This is a genomic window from Pseudomonas gingeri, from assembly GCF_013385425.1.
In the GTDB taxonomy this organism is placed as follows: domain Bacteria; phylum Pseudomonadota; class Gammaproteobacteria; order Pseudomonadales; family Pseudomonadaceae; genus Aquipseudomonas; species Aquipseudomonas gingeri_D.
Map to the genome: position 1 here is coordinate 407,730 of NZ_JACAQA010000003.1, position 23,736 is coordinate 431,465.

General features: G+C 60.6%; 18 protein-coding genes and 2 pseudogenes. 9 read left to right on the forward strand and 11 right to left on the reverse strand.

Annotated features, from left to right (window positions below; genetic code table 11):
- Positions 1 to 10 precede the first annotated feature (10 nt).
- A complete protein-coding gene (locus HX830_RS04490) occupies positions 11 to 709 on the forward strand; it encodes a pirin family protein (RefSeq protein WP_177099093.1) in 699 nt (232 codons plus the stop codon).
- Between the two features lie 158 nt (positions 710 to 867).
- Here the strand turns inward: HX830_RS04490 and pgm are convergent, their stop codons facing one another.
- On the reverse strand, positions 868 to 2,514 hold the full coding sequence (pgm, locus tag HX830_RS04495; protein ID WP_177099094.1) for a phosphoglucomutase (alpha-D-glucose-1,6-bisphosphate-dependent): 1,647 nt from the start codon (positions 2,512 to 2,514) through the stop codon (positions 868 to 870).
- Positions 2,515 to 2,678: 164 nt separating this feature from the next.
- A complete protein-coding gene (locus HX830_RS04500; RefSeq protein ID WP_103494253.1) occupies positions 2,679 to 2,948 on the reverse strand; it encodes a DUF1652 domain-containing protein in 270 nt (89 codons plus the stop codon).
- Positions 2,949 to 3,375: 427 nt separating this feature from the next.
- Here HX830_RS04500 and eco point away from each other — a divergent pair, with 427 nt between their 5' ends.
- On the forward strand, positions 3,376 to 3,855 hold the full coding sequence (gene eco, locus HX830_RS04505) for a serine protease inhibitor ecotin (RefSeq protein ID WP_103494252.1): 480 nt from the start codon (positions 3,376 to 3,378) through the stop codon (positions 3,853 to 3,855).
- A gap of 11 nt (positions 3,856 to 3,866) precedes the next feature.
- Here the strand turns inward: eco and ilvA are convergent, their stop codons facing one another.
- Together ilvA and HX830_RS04515 are read right to left on the reverse strand one after the other, a co-directional pair.
- Positions 3,867 to 4,898 carry a threonine ammonia-lyase, biosynthetic gene (gene ilvA, locus HX830_RS04510; protein WP_177099095.1) on the reverse strand — a complete coding sequence of 344 codons (1,032 nt, stop codon included), beginning with the start codon at positions 4,896 to 4,898 and terminating at the stop codon, positions 3,867 to 3,869.
- A 199-nt stretch (positions 4,899 to 5,097) separates the two neighbouring features.
- Positions 5,098 to 6,684 carry a RimK family protein gene (locus tag HX830_RS04515; protein ID WP_248745905.1) on the reverse strand — a complete coding sequence of 529 codons (1,587 nt, stop codon included), beginning with the start codon at positions 6,682 to 6,684 and terminating at the stop codon, positions 5,098 to 5,100.
- A 92-nt stretch (positions 6,685 to 6,776) separates the two neighbouring features.
- Here HX830_RS04515 and HX830_RS04520 point away from each other — a divergent pair, with 92 nt between their 5' ends.
- The gene (locus tag HX830_RS04520) at positions 6,777 to 7,883 is read left to right on the forward strand and encodes a GNAT family N-acetyltransferase/peptidase C39 family protein (RefSeq protein WP_103494249.1); all 1,107 of its coding nucleotides are present in this window, start codon (positions 6,777 to 6,779) and stop codon (positions 7,881 to 7,883) included.
- Positions 7,884 to 7,897: 14 nt separating this feature from the next.
- Here the strand turns inward: HX830_RS04520 and HX830_RS04525 are convergent, their stop codons facing one another.
- Together HX830_RS04525 and HX830_RS04530 are read right to left on the reverse strand one after the other, a co-directional pair.
- Positions 7,898 to 8,242, reverse strand: coding sequence for a hypothetical protein (locus HX830_RS04525; protein WP_177099097.1), 345 nt, complete (start codon positions 8,240 to 8,242; stop codon positions 7,898 to 7,900).
- 109 nt (positions 8,243 to 8,351) lie between these two features.
- Positions 8,352 to 14,648, reverse strand: coding sequence for a TcdA/TcdB pore-forming domain-containing protein (locus HX830_RS04530; RefSeq protein WP_177099098.1), 6,297 nt, complete (start codon positions 14,646 to 14,648; stop codon positions 8,352 to 8,354).
- A gap of 487 nt (positions 14,649 to 15,135) precedes the next feature.
- Between HX830_RS04530 and HX830_RS32030 the strand changes: the two are divergent.
- The 3 genes and pseudogenes from HX830_RS32030 to HX830_RS04540 all read left to right on the forward strand — a co-directional run.
- Positions 15,136 to 15,406: pseudogene (locus tag HX830_RS32030) on the forward strand (hypothetical protein); the annotation flags it as partial.
- Between the two features lie 523 nt (positions 15,407 to 15,929).
- Positions 15,930 to 16,685: a hypothetical protein gene (locus HX830_RS04535; protein WP_177099099.1), complete on the forward strand. Its 756-nt coding sequence runs from the start codon at positions 15,930 to 15,932 to the stop codon at positions 16,683 to 16,685.
- A 229-nt stretch (positions 16,686 to 16,914) separates the two neighbouring features.
- Positions 16,915 to 17,124: a hypothetical protein gene (locus HX830_RS04540; RefSeq protein ID WP_177099100.1), complete on the forward strand. Its 210-nt coding sequence runs from the start codon at positions 16,915 to 16,917 to the stop codon at positions 17,122 to 17,124.
- Between the two features lie 4 nt (positions 17,125 to 17,128).
- On the opposite strand, the gene HX830_RS04545 is transcribed toward HX830_RS04540, so the two are convergent.
- From HX830_RS04545 to HX830_RS04555, 3 genes are read right to left on the reverse strand one after another with little or no spacing between them, the layout of a single operon-like run.
- Positions 17,129 to 17,386, reverse strand: a complete 258-nt coding sequence (locus HX830_RS04545; protein WP_177099101.1) for a hypothetical protein — start codon at positions 17,384 to 17,386, stop codon at positions 17,129 to 17,131.
- Complete coding sequence (locus HX830_RS04550) at positions 17,383 to 17,757, reverse strand: hypothetical protein (protein WP_371317469.1); 375 nt, start codon at positions 17,755 to 17,757, stop codon at positions 17,383 to 17,385. The genes HX830_RS04545 and HX830_RS04550 overlap by 4 nt, the downstream gene beginning before the upstream one ends.
- Positions 17,754 to 18,287, reverse strand: coding sequence for a glycoside hydrolase family 19 protein (locus tag HX830_RS04555; RefSeq protein ID WP_177099102.1), 534 nt, complete (start codon positions 18,285 to 18,287; stop codon positions 17,754 to 17,756). The genes HX830_RS04550 and HX830_RS04555 overlap by 4 nt, the downstream gene beginning before the upstream one ends.
- Positions 18,288 to 18,348: 61 nt before the next feature.
- Between HX830_RS04555 and HX830_RS04560 the strand changes: the two are divergent.
- The 3 genes and pseudogenes from HX830_RS04560 to HX830_RS04570 all read left to right on the forward strand — a co-directional run.
- Positions 18,349 to 18,872: pseudogene (locus HX830_RS04560) on the forward strand (tyrosine-type recombinase/integrase); the annotation flags it as partial.
- Between the two features lie 20 nt (positions 18,873 to 18,892).
- A complete protein-coding gene (locus tag HX830_RS04565) occupies positions 18,893 to 20,482 on the forward strand; it encodes an ABC-F family ATPase (protein WP_103494246.1) in 1,590 nt (529 codons plus the stop codon).
- Between the two features lie 125 nt (positions 20,483 to 20,607).
- Positions 20,608 to 21,801, forward strand: coding sequence for an MFS transporter (locus HX830_RS04570; RefSeq protein ID WP_177099103.1), 1,194 nt, complete (start codon positions 20,608 to 20,610; stop codon positions 21,799 to 21,801).
- Position 21,802: 1 nt separating this feature from the next.
- Here HX830_RS04570 and HX830_RS04575 read toward each other — a convergent pair whose 3' ends face one another.
- Together HX830_RS04575 and HX830_RS04580 are read right to left on the reverse strand one after the other, a co-directional pair.
- Complete coding sequence (locus tag HX830_RS04575; protein ID WP_177099104.1) at positions 21,803 to 22,834, reverse strand: alpha/beta hydrolase family protein; 1,032 nt, start codon at positions 22,832 to 22,834, stop codon at positions 21,803 to 21,805.
- 248 nt (positions 22,835 to 23,082) lie between these two features.
- Positions 23,083 to 23,694, reverse strand: coding sequence for an FMN-dependent NADH-azoreductase (locus HX830_RS04580; RefSeq protein WP_177099105.1), 612 nt, complete (start codon positions 23,692 to 23,694; stop codon positions 23,083 to 23,085).
- Between the last annotated feature and the right edge of the window lie 42 nt (positions 23,695 to 23,736).

Below are 23,736 nucleotides of genomic sequence, written 5' to 3' on the forward strand. Positions count from 1 at the left end.
GAGAAGACTCATGCTGCAACTTCGACCCTTCAAGACCCTGGGCGGCGCTCATCATGGCTGGCTGGATGCGCACCACCATTTTTCGTTCGCCGAATACCATGATCCGCAACGCATGAACTGGGGCAACCTGCGGGTCTGGAACGACGACGTGATCGCACCCGGCACCGGCTTTCCAAAACACCCGCACCGGGACATGGAAATCATCACCTATGTCCGTGAAGGCGCCATCAGCCACGAAGACAACCTGGGCAACAAGGGCCGTACCGAAGCCGGTGATGTCCAGGTCATGAGTGCCGGGACCGGGATCGCCCACAGCGAGTACAACCTGGAATCGACGCCGACCAAGATCTTCCAGATCTGGGTGATTCCCAACGAGGCCGGCTCGGCCCCGTCCTGGGGCGCCAAGCCGTTTCCCAAGGGGGAACGTGGCGAAGGTTTCGTTACCCTGGCCAGCGGCAAGAGCGGCGACGACCAGAGCCTGCGGATTCGCGCCGATGCCCGCCTGGTGGCGGCCAATCTGAAGGCCGGGGAAAGCGCCGAGTATCATCTGGACAGCGGTCGTCGCGCCTACCTGGTGCCTGCCACGGGGGTGATCGAAGTCAATGGCCTGCGTGCCGAAGCACGCGACGGGGTGGCGGTGGCGGATGAGCAGGTGCTGCGGGTGACCGCCGTGCAGGACAGCGAAATCATCCTGGTGGACCTGGCCTGATTCGCTGATCGGCAAAACCAAAAAGGGGTGAACGACAATCGTCGTTCACCCCTTTTTTACGCTGCAAACGCAATCAACTGTGAGCTGGCTTGCCAGCGATAGCGATGTAGCATTCACCACCGCTATCGCCAGCAAGCCGGCTCCTACAGAAACCGTGTTCAGCTCGGTGAAATCGCCCCATCCACCAGCACCTGGGCTTCTTCCACCAGGCGCTTGAGGTGATCGTCACCGATAAAGCTCTCGGCGTAGATCTTGTAGATGTCCTCGGTGCCCGAAGGACGCGCGGCGAACCAGCCGTTCTCGGTCATCACCTTCAACCCGCCAATGGCCTGGTCGTTGCCCGGCGCGTGGCTGAGGATGCGCTGGATCGACTCGCCCGCCAGTTGCGTGGACGTCACCTGCTCAGGTGCCAGTTTGCTCAGCAGGGCCTTCTGCGCCGGGGTGGCCTTGGCATCGACCCGCACGGAGAACGGCTCGCCCAGTTCATCGGTCAGGCCGCGATAGATCTGGCTCGGATCACGCCCGGTGCGCGCGGTCATTTCCGCCGCCAGCAAGGCCGGGATCAGGCCGTCCTTGTCGGTGGTCCAGACGCTGCCGTCCTTGCGCAGGAACGACGCCCCCGCACTCTCCTCGCCACCAAAGCCGAGGGAACCGTCGAACAGGCCGTCGGCGAACCACTTGAAGCCCACCGGCACTTCGTACAGGCGCCGGCCCAGGCGGGCCGCAACCCGATCGATCAGGCCACTGCTGACCACGGTCTTGCCAACCGCAGCATCCGCGCGCCACTGCGGACGGTTCTGGAACAGGTAGTCGATGGACACCGCCAGGTAGTTGTTCGGCGCCAACAGGCCGCCGGACGGGGTGACGATGCCGTGACGGTCATGGTCAGGGTCGCAGGCAAAGGCCACGTCGAAGCGTTCTTTCAAACCGATCAGGCCCTGCATCGCATGGCTGGAGGATGGGTCCATGCGGATCTTGCCGTCCCAGTCCACGCACATGAAGCGGAAGGTCGGGTCGACTTCGGTGTTGACCACTTCCAGATTCAGTCGATAGTGCTCGGCAATCGCCGACCAGTAGCGCACGCCGGCCCCGCCCAGGGGGTCCACGCCCAGGCGCAGGCCGGAGGAACGGATGGCATCCAGATCGATGACATTGATCAGATCGGCTACATAGGTGTTGAGGTAGTCGTGGCGATGGGTGGTGCTGGCCTTGAGCGCCTGCTCGTAGCTCACACGCTTCACACCGGCCAGGCGGTTGGCGAGCAGTTCGTTGGCCTTGGCCTCGATCCACTTGGTGACATGGGTATCGGCCGGGCCGCCATTGGGCGGGTTGTATTTGAAGCCGCCGCTTTCCGGTGGGTTATGGGACGGGGTGATGACCACGCCGTCCGCCAGGCCCGAGGTGCGACCGCGGTTGTAGCAGATGATCGCGTGAGAGACCGCGGGCGTCGGCGTGTACTCGTCGGCGGCGGCGATCATGGTGTCCACGCCATTGGCGGCGAACACTTCCAGGGCGCTGGCGCCGGCCGGCGTGGACAACGCATGGGTGTCGATGCCGACAAACAGCGGACCGTCGATCCCCTGGGCCTGGCGGTACAGGCAGATGGCCTGGCTGATGGCCAGGACATGCCACTCGTTGAAACTCAGCTCGAACGAAGTGCCACGATGCCCGGAGGTGCCGAAGGCCACACGCTGGGTGGAGATCGCCGCATCGGGCTGACCGGTGTAATAGGCCGATACCAGTCGCGGGATATCAACCAGCAACTGTGCCGGTGCCGGCTTGCCCGCAAAAGGACTGAGTGTCATGCAAAACCTCTGGAGATGGATGGTACGGGGGAAGACGCGCAGTTTACTGGCAGTTCGACACTGACGTTAAGGGTTCTATCCGTTGGCGCGAAGATTTTCCATGGGAAACGCGCTCCCCCGTGAGAGGAAGCGCGTCTCTTGATCAGCGCAAATGATGCGGCGCGTTAGCGCGCCCGTGCTTTCATTTCGCCAAGGGCGGCGACCTGATGATTTTTCAGGTCATAGCGCAGTCCGGCAATCAAGTCGGAGATGGCCCGACTGCTGTCAAGCTTCGATGCCTGGATTCCGGTGACCATAAGGTCGATCCGTTCGGATTTTCGGTCGAAGACTCTGACCGTCAACGACTCGTCCGCCCCCAGGCTGCATTGGCAGCGCGTGGGCAGGAAACTGCTCTCGATGATGTTGCGTAACTCCAACGTGGACAATACTTGCATGGCGACTCTCTCCTTTATGTGAGACGGCCAGGTCTTTGGCAGAACAGCCAGGGTTAGCCATTCACATCTGCGTTTCAAGCGGGCGCCCGGTCCAGCCATGGAGGACGACACCGATATTCAGATTAGGCCTTTTCACACAGCTCGTTAAGGTTATTCGTCCGACAATCCGACACAATGACCTAGCACTCAGCGTGCCGAAACAAGATGAATTATTGTTTGTTGGAAAAATCAATGCGTTAAGGCGCTAATAGACCCGCGCGTCCATGCAAAATGCATCAAATGCCTTCTAGGATCGTGCCGTTTGCCGGTATCGTGGCAAACGCCCCTGGCCTGGACCGGCATCCAGCGCCAGTGTCATTAGGCACCGTGCCGCCACCGCATCCATCAAACGAGGGAGTACCCCCTCATGACAGGGCAACGAGAGCTCATGAATTCGACGACTATCGCCGCAACCTTCCTGCTGGCGCTAACCACCACCGGCGTGTTCGCCGCCGACAAAGCCGACCTGGCCCCCTTCCCCAAGGCCGAAGACGGATTCACCCGCTCGGTCATTCGCGTGCCGAAGATGACCAAGGACTCCGACCATCGGGTCGAGATCATCGCCGGCAAGGTCATGCCCGTCGATTGCAACACTAAGCGCCTGGGCGGCAACCTGGACGAGAAAAACCTCGAGGGCTGGAGTTACTCCTATTACCGCCTGGAGAAAGTCACCGGGCCGATGTCCACCCTGATGGCCTGCCCGCCCGGCAGCAAGACGAAAAAAGACTTCGTCCCGGTGATCGGCGAAGGCTACATGCTGCGTTACAACAGCAAGCTGCCCCTGGTGATCTACGCGCCCGATGACCTCGAGATCCGTTATCGGATCTGGACACCGTCCAAGCTGATCAAGCCCGCCAGCCCCGAATAAACCGTTCTGGCTCACGCAGCCCCGCCCAGGGCTGCGCGTTCGGCAACGTGGCGCAAACTGTCGAAGTTGATATTGGCCCCCGAGTTGACCGCCACCAGGGTCTGGCCGCGCAGCCCATGGGCCGCCACGTACTGCTTGATGCCCGCCACCGCCAGCGCACCGGAAGGTTCGGTGATGGAGCGGGTATCGTCATAGATATCCTTGATCGCGCTGCACAGCTGGTCGTCGCTGACGGTGATGACCTCATCGACATACTCACGACAGATTTCAAAACCATACGCCCCGATCTGCGCCACGGCCACGCCGTCGGCAAAAGTCCCGACCTTGGGCAACACCACCCGCTCCCCCGCCCTTAGCGCCGCCTGCAGGCAATTGGAGTGCTCCGACTCCACGCCGATGATGCGCACCTCCGGCCGCAGGTATTTGACGTAGGCGGCGATGCCGGCGATCAACCCGCCGCCGCCGACCGGAACGAAGATCGCATCCAGCGGCCCGGGATGCTGGTTGAGCAACTCCATGGCCACGGTACCCTGCCCGGCGATCACATCCGGGTCATCGAATGGCGAGACAAAGGTGTAGCCACGCTCCCCGGCCAGTTGCAGGGCATGGGCCAGGGCAAACGGAAAGCTCTCCCCGTGCAGCACGGCCGTGGCTTCACGACTGCGCACGCCCTGCACTTTCAGTTCCGGTGTGCGGGTGGGCATGACGATGGTCGCCTGGATCCCCAGGGTTCGCGCCGCCAGGGCCACGCCCTGGGCGTGGTTGCCCGCCGAGGCCGTGACCACGCCGCAGCGCCGCTGGACCTCGCTGAGCTGGACCAGCTTGTTGTAGGCCCCACGGATCTTGAAGGAGAACGTCGGCTGCAGGTCCTCGCGCTTGAGCAGGATCTGATTGCCCAGGGCCAGGGATAACGCCGGGGCCACTTGCAACGGGGTACGAATCGCCAGGTCGTAGACCGGCGCGGCAAGGATCTTGCGCACATAGTCGCCAAGCAAATGGCTATGGGTGGCAGGTTCCTGGCTGAGGGTAGTGGTGCTGGGCATGGCGGTCTCCGGGTGATCGTTTGGCCTCGGAGACAGAAACAAAAAACCCGCCTCGGAGGCGGGTTTGGGTAACAGATACAGGTCAGCCCGCCAGATAAGGAATGGCGGTAATAATGCTTGGCTGAGAAAAGCGCTGTACGGAAGTCATGTGTCGACGTTATCCGGGCACCACGGCCAAGTCAATGCCCGGATGCATCGATTACCAGGCCTGGCCACGGCGCTTGAGCTCCAGGCGCCGGACGAACTCCTCGAGCACCAGGCCGTACAGGTCATCCTGCAGATAGGCGTCCTCGATACCGGCGTCCATGTTCGGGTTGTCGTTGACCTCGATCACCACCACCTTGTCGCCGGACTGCTTGAGGTCGACACCGTAGAGCCCGTCGCCGATCAGGTTGGCGGTCTTGACCGCCAGCTCCACCACCGCCCGCGGTGCTTCGTGAACCGCCAGGGTGCGGCATTCGCCGTTGATGTCCTGGCCCTTGGCCTTGTGGTTGTAGATCTGCCAATGGCCCTTGGACATGAAGTACTGGCAGGCGAAGATCGGCTTGCGATTGAGGACACCGATGCGCCAGTCGTATTCGGTGTAGAAGAACTCCTGGGCCAGCAGCAGGACCGAGTGTTCGAACAACTCGGCGGTGGCCTCCAGCAACGCCTGCTGGCTTTCGACCTTGATCACGCCACGGGAGAAACAACCGTCGGGGATTTTCAGCACCAGGGGGAAACCCAGCCGATCGCCGACCCGTTCGAAATCTTCCGGTCGTTCCTTGTAGAGAATCTCGGTGGCGGGCATGCCCAGCTTGTGGCTCTTGAGCAGGTCGGTCAGGTAGACCTTGTTGGTACAACGCAGGATCGAGGTCGGATCATCCATCACCACCAGGCCTTCGCTTTCGGCTTTCTTGGCGAAGCGGTAGGTGTGGTTGTCGACGCTGGTGGTCTCGCGGATCAGCAGGGCGTCGTATTCGGCGATGCGCGAATAATCCTTTTTCTCGATCAGTTCGACATCGATGCCCAGGCCCTTGCCGACCCGGATAAAGTTCTCCAGTGCCTTGGCATTGGACGGCGGCAGCGCCTCCTGGGGATCATGCAACACCGCCAGGTCATAACGGGCCAGGCGCCGCGAACGGGGCACGCGCCAGATCTTGCGACTGAAACTGTCCAGGGACTGGGCAAAGTGATCTTCCTGATCTTCGCGCAACTTGTGCAAGGTGCCCGACTTGACCCCTTCGATATGCCAGGCGTTGGTCTTTTTAAACTCGACCAACAATATCGGACAGGGAAAAACCTCAAATAACTGACGCGCCAGATCCTGTAATGGTTCAATCACCGTACTGCCAAAATACAAGGTCAGGGTAAAGCCTTCGGTGCCTTGGTAAAGTTGATGGCCCAGGGCTTTATCGAGGGTTTTGTCGAGATCGTCCAGGGCCAGGCCGTACAGCGCCTTGCGGGTCAATTCGCTGATGGTGCGCACCGACGGAATGACCTTGTGCCCTCTCGCCTCGGCCAGCAACGAGCAGTAATAGCCGTGGCCCAGATACTTGTAGCTGCGGCACAGGTTGATCACCTGGACACGCTTGCCAGGCTCATTGCCCCGGGTCTGCTCAAGGTACTCCTGGGCCGTGACGATGTCTTCGCTGGGAAAATAAGAGGCCCAGTCTTCCTTGCGCTCCACGATAATAACCAACTGACTGCCGGGACTTGTTGAACTTGACAAAATACTTGTCGTGGTTATTGCTGTCAGTGCAGTTTGCTCGGATACTTCGCGCCAATGACCTTGTACCGCTGACATAAAAACCGACCCCATGGAAAACAAGACACTTCCTATTAAGCACGAAGTTTTTTGAAAGTCCCGTTTCGTTACACAACTTTTACGGTGGTTATATGGATCTTGTCTTTCGCATTGCCACGACCGATGATTTGCCCGCCTTGCTGGAACTGGAAGAGCACTGTTTCACCACCGACCGGCTGACCGCCCGCAGCTTCCAGTGGATGGTCAGCCGTGCCCATGCGCAACTGATGGTCGCCCAGCAAGCGGACGGTCGACTGGCCGGCTATGCCCTGGTGCTGTTTCATCGCGGTACCTCCCTGGCGCGCCTGTACTCCATCGCCATCGCTCCCCACGCTCGCGGCACCGGACTGGGCAAGGCACTGCTGCAACGTAGCGAAGCCTGCGCCCTGGAGCATGACTGCGCCTACCTGCGCCTGGAAGTACGCAGCGACAACGCCGCCGCCATCGCCCTTTACGAACGCAACGGCTATCGCCGCTTCGGGCGGATCAGCGATTACTACGAGGACCACGCAGACGCCCTGCGCCTGGAAAAACGTATTCTCGAACACCGCGACAGCCGCGACCTGCAGGTCCCCTACTACGCCCAGACCACCGAGTTCACCTGTGGACCGGCCTGCCTGCTGATGGCCATGGGCGCGTTGCAGCCCGGGCGCAGTACCTCGCGTAGGGAAGAGGTGCAGATCTGGCGCGAGGCGACCACGGTGTTCATGACCTCCGGCCACGGCGGTTGCAGCCCCCAGGGCCTGGCATTGGCCGCCTGGCGCCGAGGTTTCGCGGTGCGCCTGCAAGTGAGCATCAGGGGGCCGCTACTGCTCAACGGTGTGCGCAACGAACATAAAAAAGACGTCATGCGCCTGGTCCACGAGGGCTTTGAAAGCGAGCTGGCGTCAACCGATGTCGAGCAGGTGTTCGGCGGCCCGCTGGACCTGCCACGCCTGCTGGCCGCAGCGGGACAACCGCTGGTGCTGATCAGCAGCTATCGCCTGACCCGCTCCAAGGCCCCGCATTGGGTGATCGTCACCGACTGTGATGAAGAATTCGTCTATCTGCACGACCCGGATGTCGATCACAGCCAGCATCGCCAGCCATTGGACTGCCAGCATCTGCCGGTCAGTCATGCCGAGTTCGACAAGATGAGCGCCTTCGGCAGCAGCAAGCTGCGGGCGGCGGTGATTGTCTATCGAAGAGAGCAGCAATAAGCTGGGAGCGATACTCAGCGTTGCATATCCGGATCGCTGCGGGTACCGGGACTGATTGGCACCGCCATCGGTGCCGACTGATCGCGCGGATAGCCATTCTGGATCGCGCCGTTTTCAATGGTCGCAGGCCGTGGCGTCGGCAACGTACTCGGACCGCGCAAGGGCGGTGCGCTGGGCACCGAACCCTGGCGACTGTTTGGATTGGCGCGGCGAATCGGGCTGTTGTAGGGGTTGTCGCTGTTGGGCAGGTTTTGCGCCAGCAACCGCGGCGCGCCCTGGGGAGTACCTTCGGCAGGAAGGGCAACGACCAGAAGCCCGACGACCAGCAAGGCTATCGGAGCGAAGACCAGTCTGTTCATGACGCCTCTCTTCAAGGGTGAGTTCGTTATGGGGGTTGGACAACGCCTCGCCCCATAATATACCCGCAACCGCCTCGAATTCAGTGCCGCCGTGGCACAGCCGGCCGCCTTACTGTCGGCCCAGCCCTGCCAGCAGGCCACTCAGCGCCTGGGGCGCCAGTTGCAATTTGGTCCCGCGTTGCGCCGCCTGCTCGATATCCGGGATCAGCAGGCTGGTATGGACGTCACTGTCATAGAGCATCAGATCCTCGCCGCTGTGTTGCAACACCAGCCGCTCGGAATCGGCACTGATAACCGCATCACGGCTCTGCGCGTCAATGACGATCTGTCGATAATGGCTAAGCAACCCACGACCCAGTGGGTAGTGATGCACGCCATGGCTGTGGCCGGAAACCATCAGGCACTCGGCCTCCTCCAGGACCGGCAACGGCTCGCCGTACGCCGGACTGCTGTGATCGAGCTGCAGGATCAGGTTGCCTTTGGACAAATGGACAAAACTGTAGCGCCCTACCGGCGTCGCCTGCAGATTGTCCAGGCACCACAATTGCCCACTGTCTTCATCATGGATATAACCGCCCGCCTGGCCTGCGGCCTTGCCCAGGTAAGTCAACTGATGGTCTGCCTGCGGACCTTGGGCACAGAGCAGCTCCGCGCTGTCCGGCAGATACCAGCCGGGGGCCTGGCCCGGCTCGGTCAGCAATCGCACGGCCGGCGGCAGATCGTAATGCTGGCGCAACGCCGCGATTCGCTCGCTGACTTGCGCGAGCTCTTGATGTGCCTTGATCCGCAGCGCAATCAGAACCGCCCGCTCCGTCAGGGTGGCGGCAACCGGCAGCAGGACCATGACCCCGTCGCTGCTTTCCAGGTGCAACCGGGTCCCTTGCCGCTGCCCCCTGATCCACCGCTGCGGCGCCTGCCAGGCCATCGCATCGGGGGCCGCTGGTGACGGGAGCAACTGCTCGTCGAATGCCAACCCGGTCTTGGCCGGGAGCAGAGCCTGGCGATAGAGCTGTTGGCTCTCGCCATCCAGAATCCAGGCATGGTGGTCATCGGCGGTCAGTCCCAGATAGGTCAGGGCCTGCCGTCCATCAAGATTGCCGCCGCCCTGCACCAGCCGTTGCGCGGCACAGTCATACCAGGCGCCGGTGGTTTTTCCCGCAAGCCCTCCCAGCCCCCATAACGCCAGGTTGTCGAGTCGTGCTGGCGCCGTACTGGCCAGCCGTCCGAGCGCCGTCGCCAGATCTTCCCGGTGGCCGGCGAGCCAACTGGCAACCACGCCCGCCAGCCGCGCAGCGCCACGGTCCAACAGCCATAGGCACCCCTCCGTCGTCAGGGCCAGCCACGGTGACTGATCGCCGCCCCGGACAGCACTGACCTCGCTGAGGTCCACCGCCGTAGCCAGCGTCCCGCTCATGCCTTCATCGGCCTGGAAGTAAGCCCGCCGCGCATGTGGGTCGTAGAAGTAGAAACCCGGCTTGTCACCCCCCGTCGACCCCACCAGCGAAAGGTCCCGCGGCAGGGCAGCGCCCAGATTTGCCCGCACCACACGCGGCGGCTGGTACTCGCTGTTGAAAACCAGCCACTCGCGCTCTGTCGTCTGCCCCAGGCTGGCGGCGCAGGTCACTACTGGCGCGCAGATGGCGCTGACTTGCCGCTCGGTCATCCGTTTTAGCGGATCACGCCAGTGTCCAGCGGCGGATAGCAGGGCCAGACTGTTTTCGCCGGGGTTGAACAGTTGCCCGACCCGATGGATCGCCAGCAGTTTCAGCGAGGCCTCTTCGACCTGGTAAATGTGCTCGACGGAGCAGTCCGGCAACAGCTCTTCAATCGCCAGCAGGAGTTGACCATCGCGCTGCACCAGGCTGCTGTGGGTGATGGTTCCGGCAAAGGTCCGCGGCCGGTACTGGACCAGTACCTGTCCCGTGGCGATTGCCACCTGCCAGACATCCGCGTCCCGGTAGAACCAGGCCTTGTCTTCGACGATACCGCCCAACTGCGCCTGGCCGAGAAACTCGCTGGCCTGCGGATAATCGGTGTAGATAAAACGGTCCTGGCTCACCTGATAGAACGCCCTGCCGGTGTCCTGCCCGGCCGGGCGATAATGATCAACCGTCACGAAGGGTTGGCTGTGGGGTGAATGGCTGGTCAACTGCTTGAGATGCGCATGCAGGGCCTGCCAATCCGCGAATACACTGCCATCGGCCTCCAACAGACTCAGTTGCTGGTTCTCCCGGTCGACGGTAAACAACTCGCCACTGGCGTCGATCAACGAAATCTCGCCACAGTTCTCCGCCAGGGTTATCGCCAGGCTCCCCACCTGCAACTGATTGCCGTCGAGGCGCATCGTGGCCTCCTTCAGTTGCCGGGCATCCAGTGTCCAACGGCTGTTCGCCGAGCCCCCCAGGGAAATCGACACGCCGTCCAGCAGGCCGAGACGGTAATGGCCGCCCTCGCCCTCCAGTTGATAGGACAGCTTGCCCTGCAGGATATCCGGCAGCGCGGGCACCAGGATGTCACGGTCCTGGGCGTCCAATAACACCCTGACCGGCGTCGCCACGTACTCCGGTATAATTCGCCGGACAATCCGCTCGCCGGGGAAGGCGTAGAAGTCAAAGTCGAAGCGATAGTCTTCCTCGAGCCTGCGCAAAACATCAAAACCGTAGTCGTGCCGAGTGGTGGCAAACGGCAGGATCATGTATTCGTAATTGAGGTACGACTTCGGGGTCATGGGTAGCACCAGGATCGCATCGCCGGGGGCGAAGCTGACCTCGGCCTGGCGATAACCGATACCTTCGCGAATATTGATCGCCTGGCTCTTGTCCAGGTTCGCTCCGCGGCCTGGCCACCAGAGGAAGTAGTTGCTCCTGCCGGAGCCGGTCGAGCCCCTGGGGTCGTTGCGGTAAAGGTATTGGCTGCCCAGGGTCAGTTGCTGGCGACGCAGATCCAGTGCGCTGATCACCGCGCCCGGAATGGACTCCATCAGGACATGCCCGGGGGCCAGGACATCCGCCCCATGATCGGTGCTGTTTTTGCGCTCCACGCGCCGATAGCCGCCCTGGCGATAGGCGCTATCGAGACCGGCAAAATAGCTACCCACCTGGGCGGCCTCCTCGGCCACGGCACTGAAGGCCTGGGCCAGGGCGGTGAAGCCGATGCCCAGGCCCGCCACGGGTGCCGCCAGCGCGCCGGCAAAACCCGAGGCGCTGGCGGCACCGACGATACCGGCATTCGCCGCCATCGAAGCGCCAAGACTGAACACGCCGAGGGCCAGTCCGGCGCTATCAAAGGCCGATTGAGTGGCGAAGACCGCACGCTGGGCTTCATTCTGCGCCTGGGACAACTCGATGACGTCCAGTACCACGCTGCCCAGATTCAAGAACAGGCCAACGCCGGCATTGAGCCTGGAGAGCGACGACATCACGTTGAGGGACTGAGCCTCACTGAAAAACGCCTGGCCCTTGCTGATCGCCAGTGCCGAACGAAACAGGTGCACGACTTTCGCCACATCCATGACCGTGCCATGGACGATCTGCGCCGTATTGAGCCAAGCGTGCACTTGCAGCGAGCAGCCCAATACCCCCGTCAACTCGCCGCCGGCCGCCTCGGTGCGACTCTTGTGGCCAAACCAGGCGAACAGGGTCTGGACCATAAACAGGGCATTGAGCCCATCGGCGGCCTCCCCTTCGGTCGCGTCGACCTGGCCCGTCAAGGGCTCGCCCGTCCCCTCTTGAGCCTGCGCGACCCGGGTCAGTTGCCGATTGTAGTCCTGCATGAATTCAACCACGCGGCGGTCCGTCAAACGCAGTACCCGCGTCGATTCCTCAGGATGCGCAATCTGCGCGAACGCCAATCGGTACTCGCCGCCCTTGGCAGCTTCCTCCTGCTTCAGGCTGTGCCAGAGCGGCAGCCATTCGCCCGCGGACAGATTATTGTCACGGTACAATTGCTCCATGCCTTGCTGAAAGCCTTGCACCCGCGTCACCACGCCGAGCCGCTGTTTCTTCAGCTCCAACTGAGCCAGTTTTTCATCCAGCGTCTCCGTCAGCAGCAGGCTCTCGTCGTACCCGGTTTTTCCTGGCGCGACCAGCGCCATCCAGGCATCGCCGCTGCGACGCAGGACCATCTTGGTGTCCGTGAGGGTGACGCCCCGTTTGCCGCCCTGCGGGTTGACGATAATTTTCGCCGAATGGGCCGCGACGGAACGTACGGAGAGTTTTTCCCGATCCAGGGCGTGTACGAACGCCTGTATATAGCTGCTGGTTTGTGTCGGCTCGTTATCCACCAGCGCACATCCCACCAGGCTGATATGTTCCGGCGCGACAGCCCGCCCCCGCACCGGCCCGGACAGCAAAGGATTGTCCAGTAACTGCCTGAGGCCTTGCGCCAGTTCGGACGGCAAGTAGCCCGCCAGGGTCCGCTGCCCCGCGGCATCGTCACGACCATGACCCACCGCCTGCAAACGCCAGTGGTTTTTTCCCTGCCGGTTCAACTGGCCGATACGCGCCAGCAGCGCATCCTGGCCTGGCGCGAAGCGCAACTGGCCCGCGACGTCGAGCTGGAGCAGCAATGAATCCGAAGGGTGTTTACCGGCCAGATCAATCGCCGCCTGCCTGACCGTCCGATTATCTTCAAGCTGAACGATCAGTTGGTAGTCGAACCGGCTGGTACCCTCGCTTTCGTTGGATACCGCCAGCGCCGGCAGATCCCACTCGCCGACTTCGTCCCGGTTCAGTACGCTGTCATCTTGCGAAAGAGGCTCTCTGTTCTCGTCGTCAGAGGCTGACGCCGACCACTGCTCGACATTCGCCCTCTGCACCGCCTCGGGGTCGTAATAATCCTCGTCACTCCAGCCGACCAATACTTCACCGGGAATAAAACCGACCCGTTTCTCGATATCATGCATCGCAACCACGAAATCGCGAAGACGGTTGTTTAATGCTTCGGGTGTACTGGAGGTCGCCACAACATTGCGCAACGCCAACAGATAGGATCTTTTATTGTTACTCAATCGCGCATGCCGGGAAACCTGGTAACCGCGCTGTTTGAATCCCTGCTCCTTGGCCTCACTGAAGTCATTGATAATCAGGACCTGCGCACCCTTTTCAACCGCTCGCGTCACATAACGATCGACTTTCTCATAAAACTCTTCAACGCTTAGATAGCTATTACTGAAATGCCCACTGAGCAGGATCAGATCACCTGGCCCCAGATCGGCGCGGGCAAACAATTCCCAACCATCACCGTTCAGGAACTCGGTAGTATCAAGATTCCCGCCGTGGAGCCGACTGATAAAAAACAACTTTCTTTCATTGGTGATCAAAGGAAGAAAATTGACCCGGTAATGTTCCTCCGCCGTCAGCAAGGACAGAGGCAAGTGCAACCTGTACTCGGCCGAGGAGACTTGGTTGATGGTGACCGCACTAGTATGCTTGGCCGCATTCTGCACGACATAAAACAACGCGGCGACCCGTGTCCTGGCAGTTAATTGACCAATTTTCGGCACCGCCGGCTCATCAACAATCACCTTGCCATCTTTCAGCGAGATCAATTCAGCCAGACTGTCTTCAAAATAATCCTTTACCGCCTGACGAAGATTGTCCGCCCGATCCTGCCTGACAAACGCCTTGAGCTTTTCCCGCCGTCTTGCTTGTTCCGCCTCTTTTTTGGGTAAAGGGACGTCATCCGGAAAAAGGCGCTCAAAACTCATTGAGAGGTTGTCGTCGAAATCAAAACCATGCTGGCGGCTGATCGCCAGGAGATCAGACTTGATCTCCTGGACACCCCTGACGACGCCCTGCGGATGGCTGACCACCTCGCTCTGGGTCACCGCGATCAAGGGATTGATATCGTTGACGATGATTTTGCCCTTGAACCCCAGCGCCCTGGCCCAGTTCGAATAAACCCCCGAGCCGGCCATGGGTTCTATCACGCGGGTGACCACAGGTGCAGGGGTACCCTCTGACTGGCGGTGAAGGATATCGGCAATCAGCGCGCCATCCACCTGCTCCAGTTCGGTCGCCACACTGCCCGGCATGCTGAAAAAAGGCAGGCCACGCAGATCAATCCTGAGGTCCATCTGGCTGAGCGCCCGGACCTTTTCCGCGCGTGTTCCACTGCTATCGCGCAGGCGCTCTTTCACCTTGCGCCAGAAATCGGGATCACGTTTGCCGCCGCGGCCCATGCCGGTCACCGGATAAGCGGGATGCCGGGTGTTCCAGTTCGAGGCAGTGGTCAGATAGTCCTCGTAAATAGAACCTTTCAAGCCATAACTACCGTAGTGGTAGCGATCACGCAGCCAGCCACGGAACTCGCTGATCCGGCTTTCCACCTGGGCCGGCGTATAGCCGCTCAAGACCCCTTCCGCACCCGCTACGCCGAGGACCAGGATACGGGCATGACCGTTCATGAGCGCGGGATCGCCAAGCACCGGCGCATAGCCCTGTCCATTCAGTCGAAACCACACCGTGGGCTTGTCGGGATGCTGCAGTCCGAGTGAGCGTATGGCGTCGGCAATCCCTGGGACCTCGCCGAGTTCCAGGATGATCTGGCTATCAAAGGTTTCATTGGCTTCGTTGTAGCGCTTCGATTGCCCCCAGAGGGCGAGGCGGGTCCCGAATGGGCTCGGCTCATTACTTTGTGTCGAGGTACCGGCTTCATTCCCCTGGATCCTGGGGCGTCCGCCCTCGTTCCCGAGGGCCGAACCGGGTCTTTTCCTCGATCCGCTGCTCCCGTTCCCATCCACACCGTCCCTGGTTGTAGCCGCTCCAACACCCATGTACCGCCTCCAGAATCATGATTTCAATTACGGGGACGTATTGTGCTGAGAAGCGTTATGTCTCAAGTCGTACATATGTATAGACATGGCTCTGTGCTGGGCCTCACAGACAGACACTCGCCGACAGCCATGTAACTGTCGTCATCCGTATGCGACAATAGGCCCAATGTCTGGAATGAATCCCGCCTTTAAATTGCACAGCAGCTCGGACACAGCGTCGGATGCTGCTCTTTACGTACGCGCGCTGGCTGAACTCTAGCGGTGACCGGAGCGAGATGGAAAAGCTCCTGAAATGCCCAGGGAATGGCCCAAGCACCCCATCAGCTGCGCATAACCCCTTGATAGGTAAAGTAATTGATCTCCACCGCAAATATCACCATGCAGTATAAAATGCATTCCAGTGATTACTCGTGATCAATGTTTGCTGGTCGAAGTCATCATGAGTAATCACGGATAACGCTCGGAAATGCACCCGCTGGTTCCACGAATGGTACCTGCGGGTGATTTCTAGGTCATGCCGATAATGCATAACCCCCTCCCCCGGCGTCCTGCCGAACGAACACCACCAATCATTCAGCCCTGCTCCACACTCTTGAGGGTAGTTTCCCCGCCGATCAACTCTCGTAGAGAAAATCTCCCATGGCCCCTTCTTCCACCAGGAATTGGGGGTTGAGATGATTAAACAAGCTATTTGACGGTAGCACTTTGCCTTGTTTAGAATCTGCCTACTCTGTATTGCACGGTAATTGGGGATTTAGCTCAGTTGGTAGAGCGATGGTCTTGAAATCCACACGTTGGGGGTCAAAATCCGATCTACCCAAAAAATAATCCATACAAGTCAGGAGCTTAGCGTTTATCGCAAGTGCCTTTCCTCCCCCAATAGGGCCCTTTTGTCTCAGGAATAACAGCGTAATGACAGCGTGGTGGATGAGCGAAGGCAATAACCCCGTTGGAAAGCTTCTGCGGTTCGCCGAGGAAGGCGCACGGATCCAAGGCACAATGACGACGAATGATGCTTGGGCTGCAATATTCGGTTGCCACATTGTGGACACGTTAAAAATTGCAAGGGGCATTTCCGATATATACGAACTGGTCCAGGCAGGCAAAAAAGCAATTATAGACAACGCGAAGGGTGAAATTACAATCTACTTGACGCCATTGTTCAGTATCGAAGTTATGCTGACCAGCTGCGATTTTATCAGTCAGTGGCAAGACTGTAAAAATTATCTCAACTGCGTTACCCTTCAAGGGCTGGTATTCGGCAACCATCTCTTGTCAAACTGCTATCCGGCCGCCGATGCTGAGATTAGACAAAAAATTATCACGTTTACCGAAAAGCTATCAAAACTGCTCCAGGAGTGCTTGGACTCTGATCTTTCAGACGAGCTTAAACGTCTTTTCACCAAGCACATCGAGGCCATTCACGCTGGACTACTGAGCTATTTAGCCGGCGGTCCCGACAAGATTGAAGAACTCAGCGACCAAGCCGTTGGCGCTATAGTAAGAAATGTTTCTGAAATTCAGGAAGCGTCGCCAGAAGGACAAAGAATGGCGAAGAAGGTCCTCGAAACTCTATCGGTCACCAATCAGATCATCACGAAAACGCAAGAGCTCGCAACTCGAGCCCATCCGATCATTGAAAATTTGCTCCCCTTTATAACAACCTGACGGGAAGGTCGTGGCGAAACTTACTGGCACGCAGGGTTGGCCGCCACCAGTTGCTTCTCATAGCCCGGCCGCCGCAAGATCTCCGCCAGCATTGCCCGGACCTTTTTTCAGCGGGCCAGCCTTTTAAGGCTGGCCACGGTGACAACAGACTCCACTCCCTCGGCGTCCTGCCGAACGAACACAACCCCAACACGCCACAGCTACGCTAACTCCATTACGGAGGCCAACCATGCCAAATACAGACCTGCTGCCAGCCCTGCTCACCAAGCTCAATGAGAACCAGCTCGCCTTGGGAGCAGCGATCGAGAAATTGTCCAACTGGGTCGAGCAACGTGGCTCAATCGAGGTAGCCGACAACATCCGCGCCGCACTCTGGCCGCTGGACAATAACCTCGAGTTCATCAGCATGAGCCTGGCAGTGCTCAATTCCCCCGAGTGACCGATCACTGGCATGCCATATTGCTCGCCACAAGCTCCCGCTCGTACCCCATCCGCTGCCGGCGCTCTGCCAGCAGCGCACGCACCTTCTGCTCCAGACTGTCAGTCTTTTTAAGGCTGGCAGCTGCAAACGCAGGCTCGACCACCACGGGCGCACGGCAGGGAACCTGCACCGGCACCTCCACCCGTAAAGTGCGAATCTCCGGCTCCCGGGCCGAGCACCCCGTCAGCAGCACAACCAACCCCATCAGCAGCACCCTCATAATCCCAACTCCTGATCAATGATCGATGCGGCCGCCTGGGCCGGGTCGCCGCCGGTTCGCTCTTGCAACAGGCGATTCGCCGCGGTGTAGTCGCCCTGGGCCATCTCCCTGGCCTTGGCCGCTGCCAGCGCGGCGACCTCCTCGCGCGCCTTCGCGTCCCGGGCCATCGTGGCCAGCGCGGCGTTCTGCTCGCCAGTCAGTGCAAGCAGGTTGTCGCGGGCGGACCTGGCCGTGGCCAAGTCGCTGTTCGCGGTGTCGAGCAGCGGCCGGTAGTGCTGGGCGGCCAGCCAGGCACCGCCGGCCGCCCCCGCAGCCATCAGCAGGATCAGTCCCAGGCCGATGCAGGCCACCCGCCAAGCGGCCGGGCTCACGCCAGCACCTTCAGGGCGACCGCGTACAGGGTCTGTCGATCAGTGGCACCGTTCTGGCCACCGTTGATCTTGCCCGTGATCTTCGTGAAGTCTCCGGCGTCGGCAAGGGTGTTCAGGCCCCTGCTCGCCCAGAACCAGGCGGCAGACATGCACGCGTACTGCGGCTGCTCGAGCAGCTCCGGCTGATTGACCAGGTCCAGGCCCAGGGCATCACCGCACGCTTTGTAGTTGGCGCGCCCGGTGATCTGGATCAGGCCGCGCCCGCGGTACTTTGAGCCATCGCCCGGCATGGTATTACCGAGGTCTTTGCGGCCCTCGTAGCCGGCCTGGGCCGGAGTCGGCCCCCAGATCTCGCGTACCCAGCGCAACTGGCCTGACTCGTGGCCAACCTGGGCAATGAACGCGGCGATGCGCAGCATGCCGACAATCTGGTACTTCTGCATTGCAGTGTTGAGCAAGGGTGCAAAAACGCCGGCTTTGGCGCCGGCGTTCGGGAGGATCTGCAGCAACTGCTGCTGGTTGATGGGCATGGCTTTTCTCCAGGCAATAAAAAACCCACGTTCGGCGGGTTACGGTTAAGTTTCGTATCGGGCCGAAGCCCTGGCCTTGAGGTGGGACGCGGTAGACGTAGAGAAGAGGGTCGCCCACGTTTGTCGCGGGATCGCCCTGGGCGAGGTGGTGGAGCGCACGAAAACCGGCAGTGATCGATTTGTTCTGCTCAACGAGAGAGCACTGCACGCACTGGAGTTTGCCAAGCAATACGCAGATCGTCGAAGAAGAGGGAAAGGAAAGATCCTGAAAACCCCTTTCATCTTCCCGCCTTCGAAGAACGCCGAGTACGTGAAGCAGACGTCCGACCTGCACGGGCAGTGGGTGCCGACCCTGAAGGCGCTTAACATCCGCCGCAGCCGCCGTACAACTGTCGTCATACCTATGCGACAATATGCATTATGTCTGGCATGAACCCCGCATTCATCTCCCAGCAGCTCGGCCATAGCGTGCAGATGCTGCTCTCGACTTATGCGCGTTGGATCAACTCAAGCTCGGACTGGAGCGAATTGGAAAAGCTCCAGATTGGTCCCAAATTGGTCCCAGCCCAAATAAGCGCACTCTAAGCTATTGATAGGTAAAGTAATTGATCTCCACCGCAAATATCACCATGCAGTTCGGCGCCAAGCCGCTCTTCGAGAACGTCTCGGTCAAATTCGGCGCCGGTAACCGTTACGGCCTGATCGGCGCCAACGGCTGCGGCAAATCGACCTTCATGAAAATCCTCGGCGGCGACCTCGACCCGTCCGGCGGCCAGGTCATGCTGGAACCGAACGTGCGCCTGGGTAAACTGCGCCAGGACCAGTTCGCCTACGAAGAATTCAGCGTACTCGACACCGTGATCATGGGTCACGAAGAGCTGTGGAAGGTCAAGGCCGAGCGCGACCGCATCTACTCGCTGCCGGAAATGACCGAAGAAGACGGCATGACCGTGGCCGAGCTGGAAACCGATTTCGCCGAGATGGACGGCTACACCGCCGAATCCCGCGCCGGCGAATTGCTGCTGGGCCTGGGTATCGGCATCGAGCAGCACAACGGCCCGATGAGCGAAGTCTCCCCGGGCTGGAAACTGCGGGTGCTGCTGGCCCAGGCGTTGTTCTCCGATCCGGAAGTGTTGCTGCTCGACGAGCCGACCAACCACCTGGACATCAACACCATCCGCTGGCTGGAAAACATCCTGACCCAGCGCTCCAGCCTGATGATCATCATCTCCCACGACCGTCACTTCCTGAACAGCGTTTGCACCCACATGGCGGACCTGGACTACGGCGAGCTGCGCCTGTTCCCGGGCAACTACGACGAATACATGACCGTGGCGACCCAGTCCCGCGAGCAGTTGCTGTCGGACAACGCCAAGAAGAAAGCACAGATCTCCGAGCTGCAATCCTTCGTCAGCCGCTTCTCGGCCAACGCCTCGAAAGCCAAGCAGGCCACTTCCCGCGCCAAGGCGATCGACAAGATCCAGCTGGCCGAAGTCAAGCCATCGAGCCGCGTCAGCCCGTTCATTCGCTTTGAACAGACCAAGAAGCTGCACCGCCAGGCGGTCATCGTCGAGCGCATGGCCAAAGGTTTTGATGGCAAGACCCTGTTCAAGGACTTCAGCTTCCAGGTTGAAGCCGGCGAGCGCGTGGCGATCATCGGCCCGAACGGGATCGGCAAGACCACCCTGCTGCGCACCCTGGTCAACGAACTGACCCCGGACGCCGGTACCGTCAAGTGGACCGAAGCGGCCGAACTGGGCTACTACGCCCAGGATCACGCTTCGGACTTCGAAGACGAATCCAATCTGTTCGACTGGATGGGCCGCTGGACCAAGGAAGGCGAACAAGTGGTTCGCGGTACCCTCGGCCGCATGCTGTTCTCCAACGACGAGATCCTCAAGTCGGTCAAGGTCATCTCCGGTGGTGAGCAAGGCCGCATGTTGTTCGGCAAGCTGATCCTGCAAAAGCCGAACGTGCTGATCATGGACGAACCGACCAACCACCTGGACATGGAATCCATCGAGTCCCTCAACCTGGCGCTGGAGAACTACCCGGGCACGCTGATCTTCGTCAGCCACGACCGTGAGTTCGTTTCATCCCTGGCCACCCGCATCATCGAACTGAGCCCAAGCGGCGTGATCGACTTCAGCGGCACCTATGACGACTACCTGCGCAGCCAGGGCGTGGTGTTCTAAAAAACTATGGGAGCCGGCACGCCGGCTCCCATAGAGCACACAAGAAATTAGTTAGCCTGCTTTCTTTTATCCTCCCATCCCGCCATCATGTTCGCCTCTAACCGCCCGCCCGCGAACGAGCCTTCATGTCCGCCCAGCAACCACCCAGACCGACCAGCAACCTGACGATCACCCTGCAGATCGTTTCCATCGTCTTCTACACCTTTATCGCCTTCCTCTGCATCGGCCTGCCGATCGCGGTGTTGCCCGGTTATGTACACGGACAACTGGGGTTCAGCGCGGTGATCGCCGGCCTGACCATCGGTTCGCAATACCTGGCGACCCTGCTCAGCCGCCCCATGGCCGGGCGCATGGCCGACGGTATCGGCACCAAACGTTCGATCATCCATGGCCTGTCGGGCATTGTGCTCAGCGGCGCGCTGACCTGGCTGTCGACACAGCTGCAGCACCTGCCACTGCTGAGCCTGGGGATTCTGATCGGCGCGCGCCTGCTGCTGGGAATCGCCCAGGGCCTGATCGGCGTCGGCACCATCAGTTGGGGCATTGGCCAGGTCGGCGCGGATCAGACCGCCCGGGTCATCTCCTGGAACGGCATCGCCTCCTACGGCGCCATCGCCATTGGCGCGCCACTGGGGGTGCTGATGGTCGAGGATTACGGCTTCGCCAGCCTCGGCATCGCCTTGTCGGCCCTGGCCCTCGGGGCGCTGCTGCTGATTCGCAACAAACCTTCGGTGCCGGTGATTCGCGGTGAGCGCCTGCCGTTCTGGGCGGTGTTCGGGCGTATCGCGCCCTATGGCGCCAGCCTGACCCTGGCCTCCATCGGCTATGGCACCCTGACTACCTTTGTCACCCTCTTCTATCTCAGCCGCGGCTGGACCGGTGCCGCCTATTGCCTGACGGTGTTCGGCACCTGCTTCATCCTCGCCCGGCTGTTCTTTATCGGCTGCATCAACCGCTTCGGCGGTTTCAAGGCGGCCATCGCCTGCATGAGTATCGAGACCCTGGGCCTGGTGCTGCTCTGGCTGGCGCCTTCCACCGGCGTCGCCCTGGCCGGCGCGGGCCTGGCGGGGTTTGGCCTGTCGCTGGTGTATCCGGCGCTGGGTGTGGAGGCGATCAAACAGGTGCCGAGCAGCAGTCGCGGCGCAGGCCTGAGCGCCTATGCGGTGTTTTTCGACCTGGCACTGGCCATCGCCGGTCCGGTGATGGGCGCGGTGGCCTCGAACCTGGGCTATTCGTGGATTTTCTTCACGGCCGCACTCCTCTCGGTCGGCGGCCTGTCGGTCACGGTGCTACTGGCACGTCGCGCGGCCGCCCACTGACTCACTGATCGGCGGTCTGCATCCCGCCATGGCTCGGCGTACTGAGGGTATTGCTGAAGAAGCGCCCGGCTTCGTGGATCAGGTCGCGATGAATATCCTCGCGGTTGACCCCTTCGGCATCGGTACAGAGTCCCGGCGTGGCCTGCAGTTGCTCGGGGCCGCACGGCGCCATGAAGACGAAATGCCCGGCCCCGGCGATCAGCTTGAACTGCGGCGCCACCGGCAGCTTGCGCGCCAGGGCGGCGGCATTCTTGTCCGGAAACACCAGCTTGTCGTCACCGCCGCTGTACATCAGTACCGGCACATGGACACCGGCCAGGGTATGGCGGCCGAACATCAGGCTCAGCGGCGCCATCAGCAACAACGCATGCACCCGTGGATCGGCCACCGGCTGCAGGTCATCGCGGTCGACAATCAATTCGCCCTTGGTGTTGCAGGCATCCTTGTCATCCGGACGCTGCTGGCAATAACGACGCAGATGCTCCAGGTTCGGCTGGGCGCCGGCCAGGATCAGCGCGGTTTCGCCGCCCGCCGAATAACCGATCACGCCGACATTCTCGGCTTCGATAAACGGTGACAGGGTCGAGTCGCCGAGGGCGGCGGTGATGGCTTCGGAAATCTGCATGGGCCGGCCATAGAGGTTGCTCAGCGTCCCCAGGCGGCTTTGATCCTTGTAGTTGTCGCCCGGGTGCAACACCGCGACCACGATAAAGCCCTTGCGCGCCAGGGAAGTGGCCAGGTCGTGCAGGGCCAGGGGCGTGCCGGTGTTGCCATGGGACAACATCAGCAGTGGATAGCGGCCAATGGCAACCTTGACATCTTCGCCGGCCTGGATCGTGTAGTTGCCGATCCGGCTCGTGTGCTCACGATCACTGGAAGGATAGAAGGCAATCGCCGACATCGGCTTGAGATCCAGCGGATCGAGGAATGTCAGGCGATGATAGCCGACGCTCCAATGAGCAGGCGGCGCAGCCTGCACCGTCAGGAGGCTGCTGGACAGACAGATCAGTAACACTGCACAAAGACGCATCATGGGGATGCCCACCTTTGCTGCGTAATTAGCACACCAATTCTCTTCAATTCCCTGAAGCTAAAGCTCTGGAGAGGGCTTTGACTGATTTTCGAGGTTTTTCAGAGCACCTATGGTTGATCGATGATGCATAACCCGAGCCAAACCCAAACAGCCAGACGCAAAAAACTCCGTACGCTGACCATTCATAATGATCAGAGCACAGAGTTTAATGGGTGTTCCCGAAAGAAGCTCGCGTGTTTACCAAAGCTTTACGCGGTGGCGAACAGCTCTTCGCTGATCCGCGCCTGGGCGGTGCTGATGGCCTTGGCGCGAACTTCTTCGCCGTAGCCCAGGCCATGGGCGCGGACGAATTCGATATCGGTGATGCCGAGGAAACCGAACAGCACGTTCAGGTAGTCTTCATGGGCTACGCCAGTCGGCATGCCGACATGCAGGCCGCCGGAAGTGGAGACGATCACCAGTTTCTTGCCACCCGCCAGGCCTTCAGGACCGGCTTCGGTGTAACGGAAGGTCTTGCCGGCGACGGTGATGCGGTCGATCCAGGCCTTGAGTTGGGTCGGGATGCTGAAGTTGTACATCGGTGCCGCGATGACGATGGCATCGGCGGCGAGGAACTCTTCGATGGTCGAAGCACTGAGTTCGACTTCGTGGCGCTGGGCGGCGTCACGCAGTTCGGCAGCGGTACCGCCGGCGACCAGGGTCAGGCTGGAGAAGTGACTGATGGCGTCGCTGGCCAGGTCGCGGTAGGTCACCACGGCAGAAGGCTCGGCGAGTTTCCAGGCGTCGACCACCTGACGGCTCAACTGACGGGAGGCGGAGTTGTCGCCCAGGATGCTGGAATCAATGTGCAAGAGTTTCATGCGGGATCTCCAAGTGAGGATCGCCACTGGGCGATCAAGTTG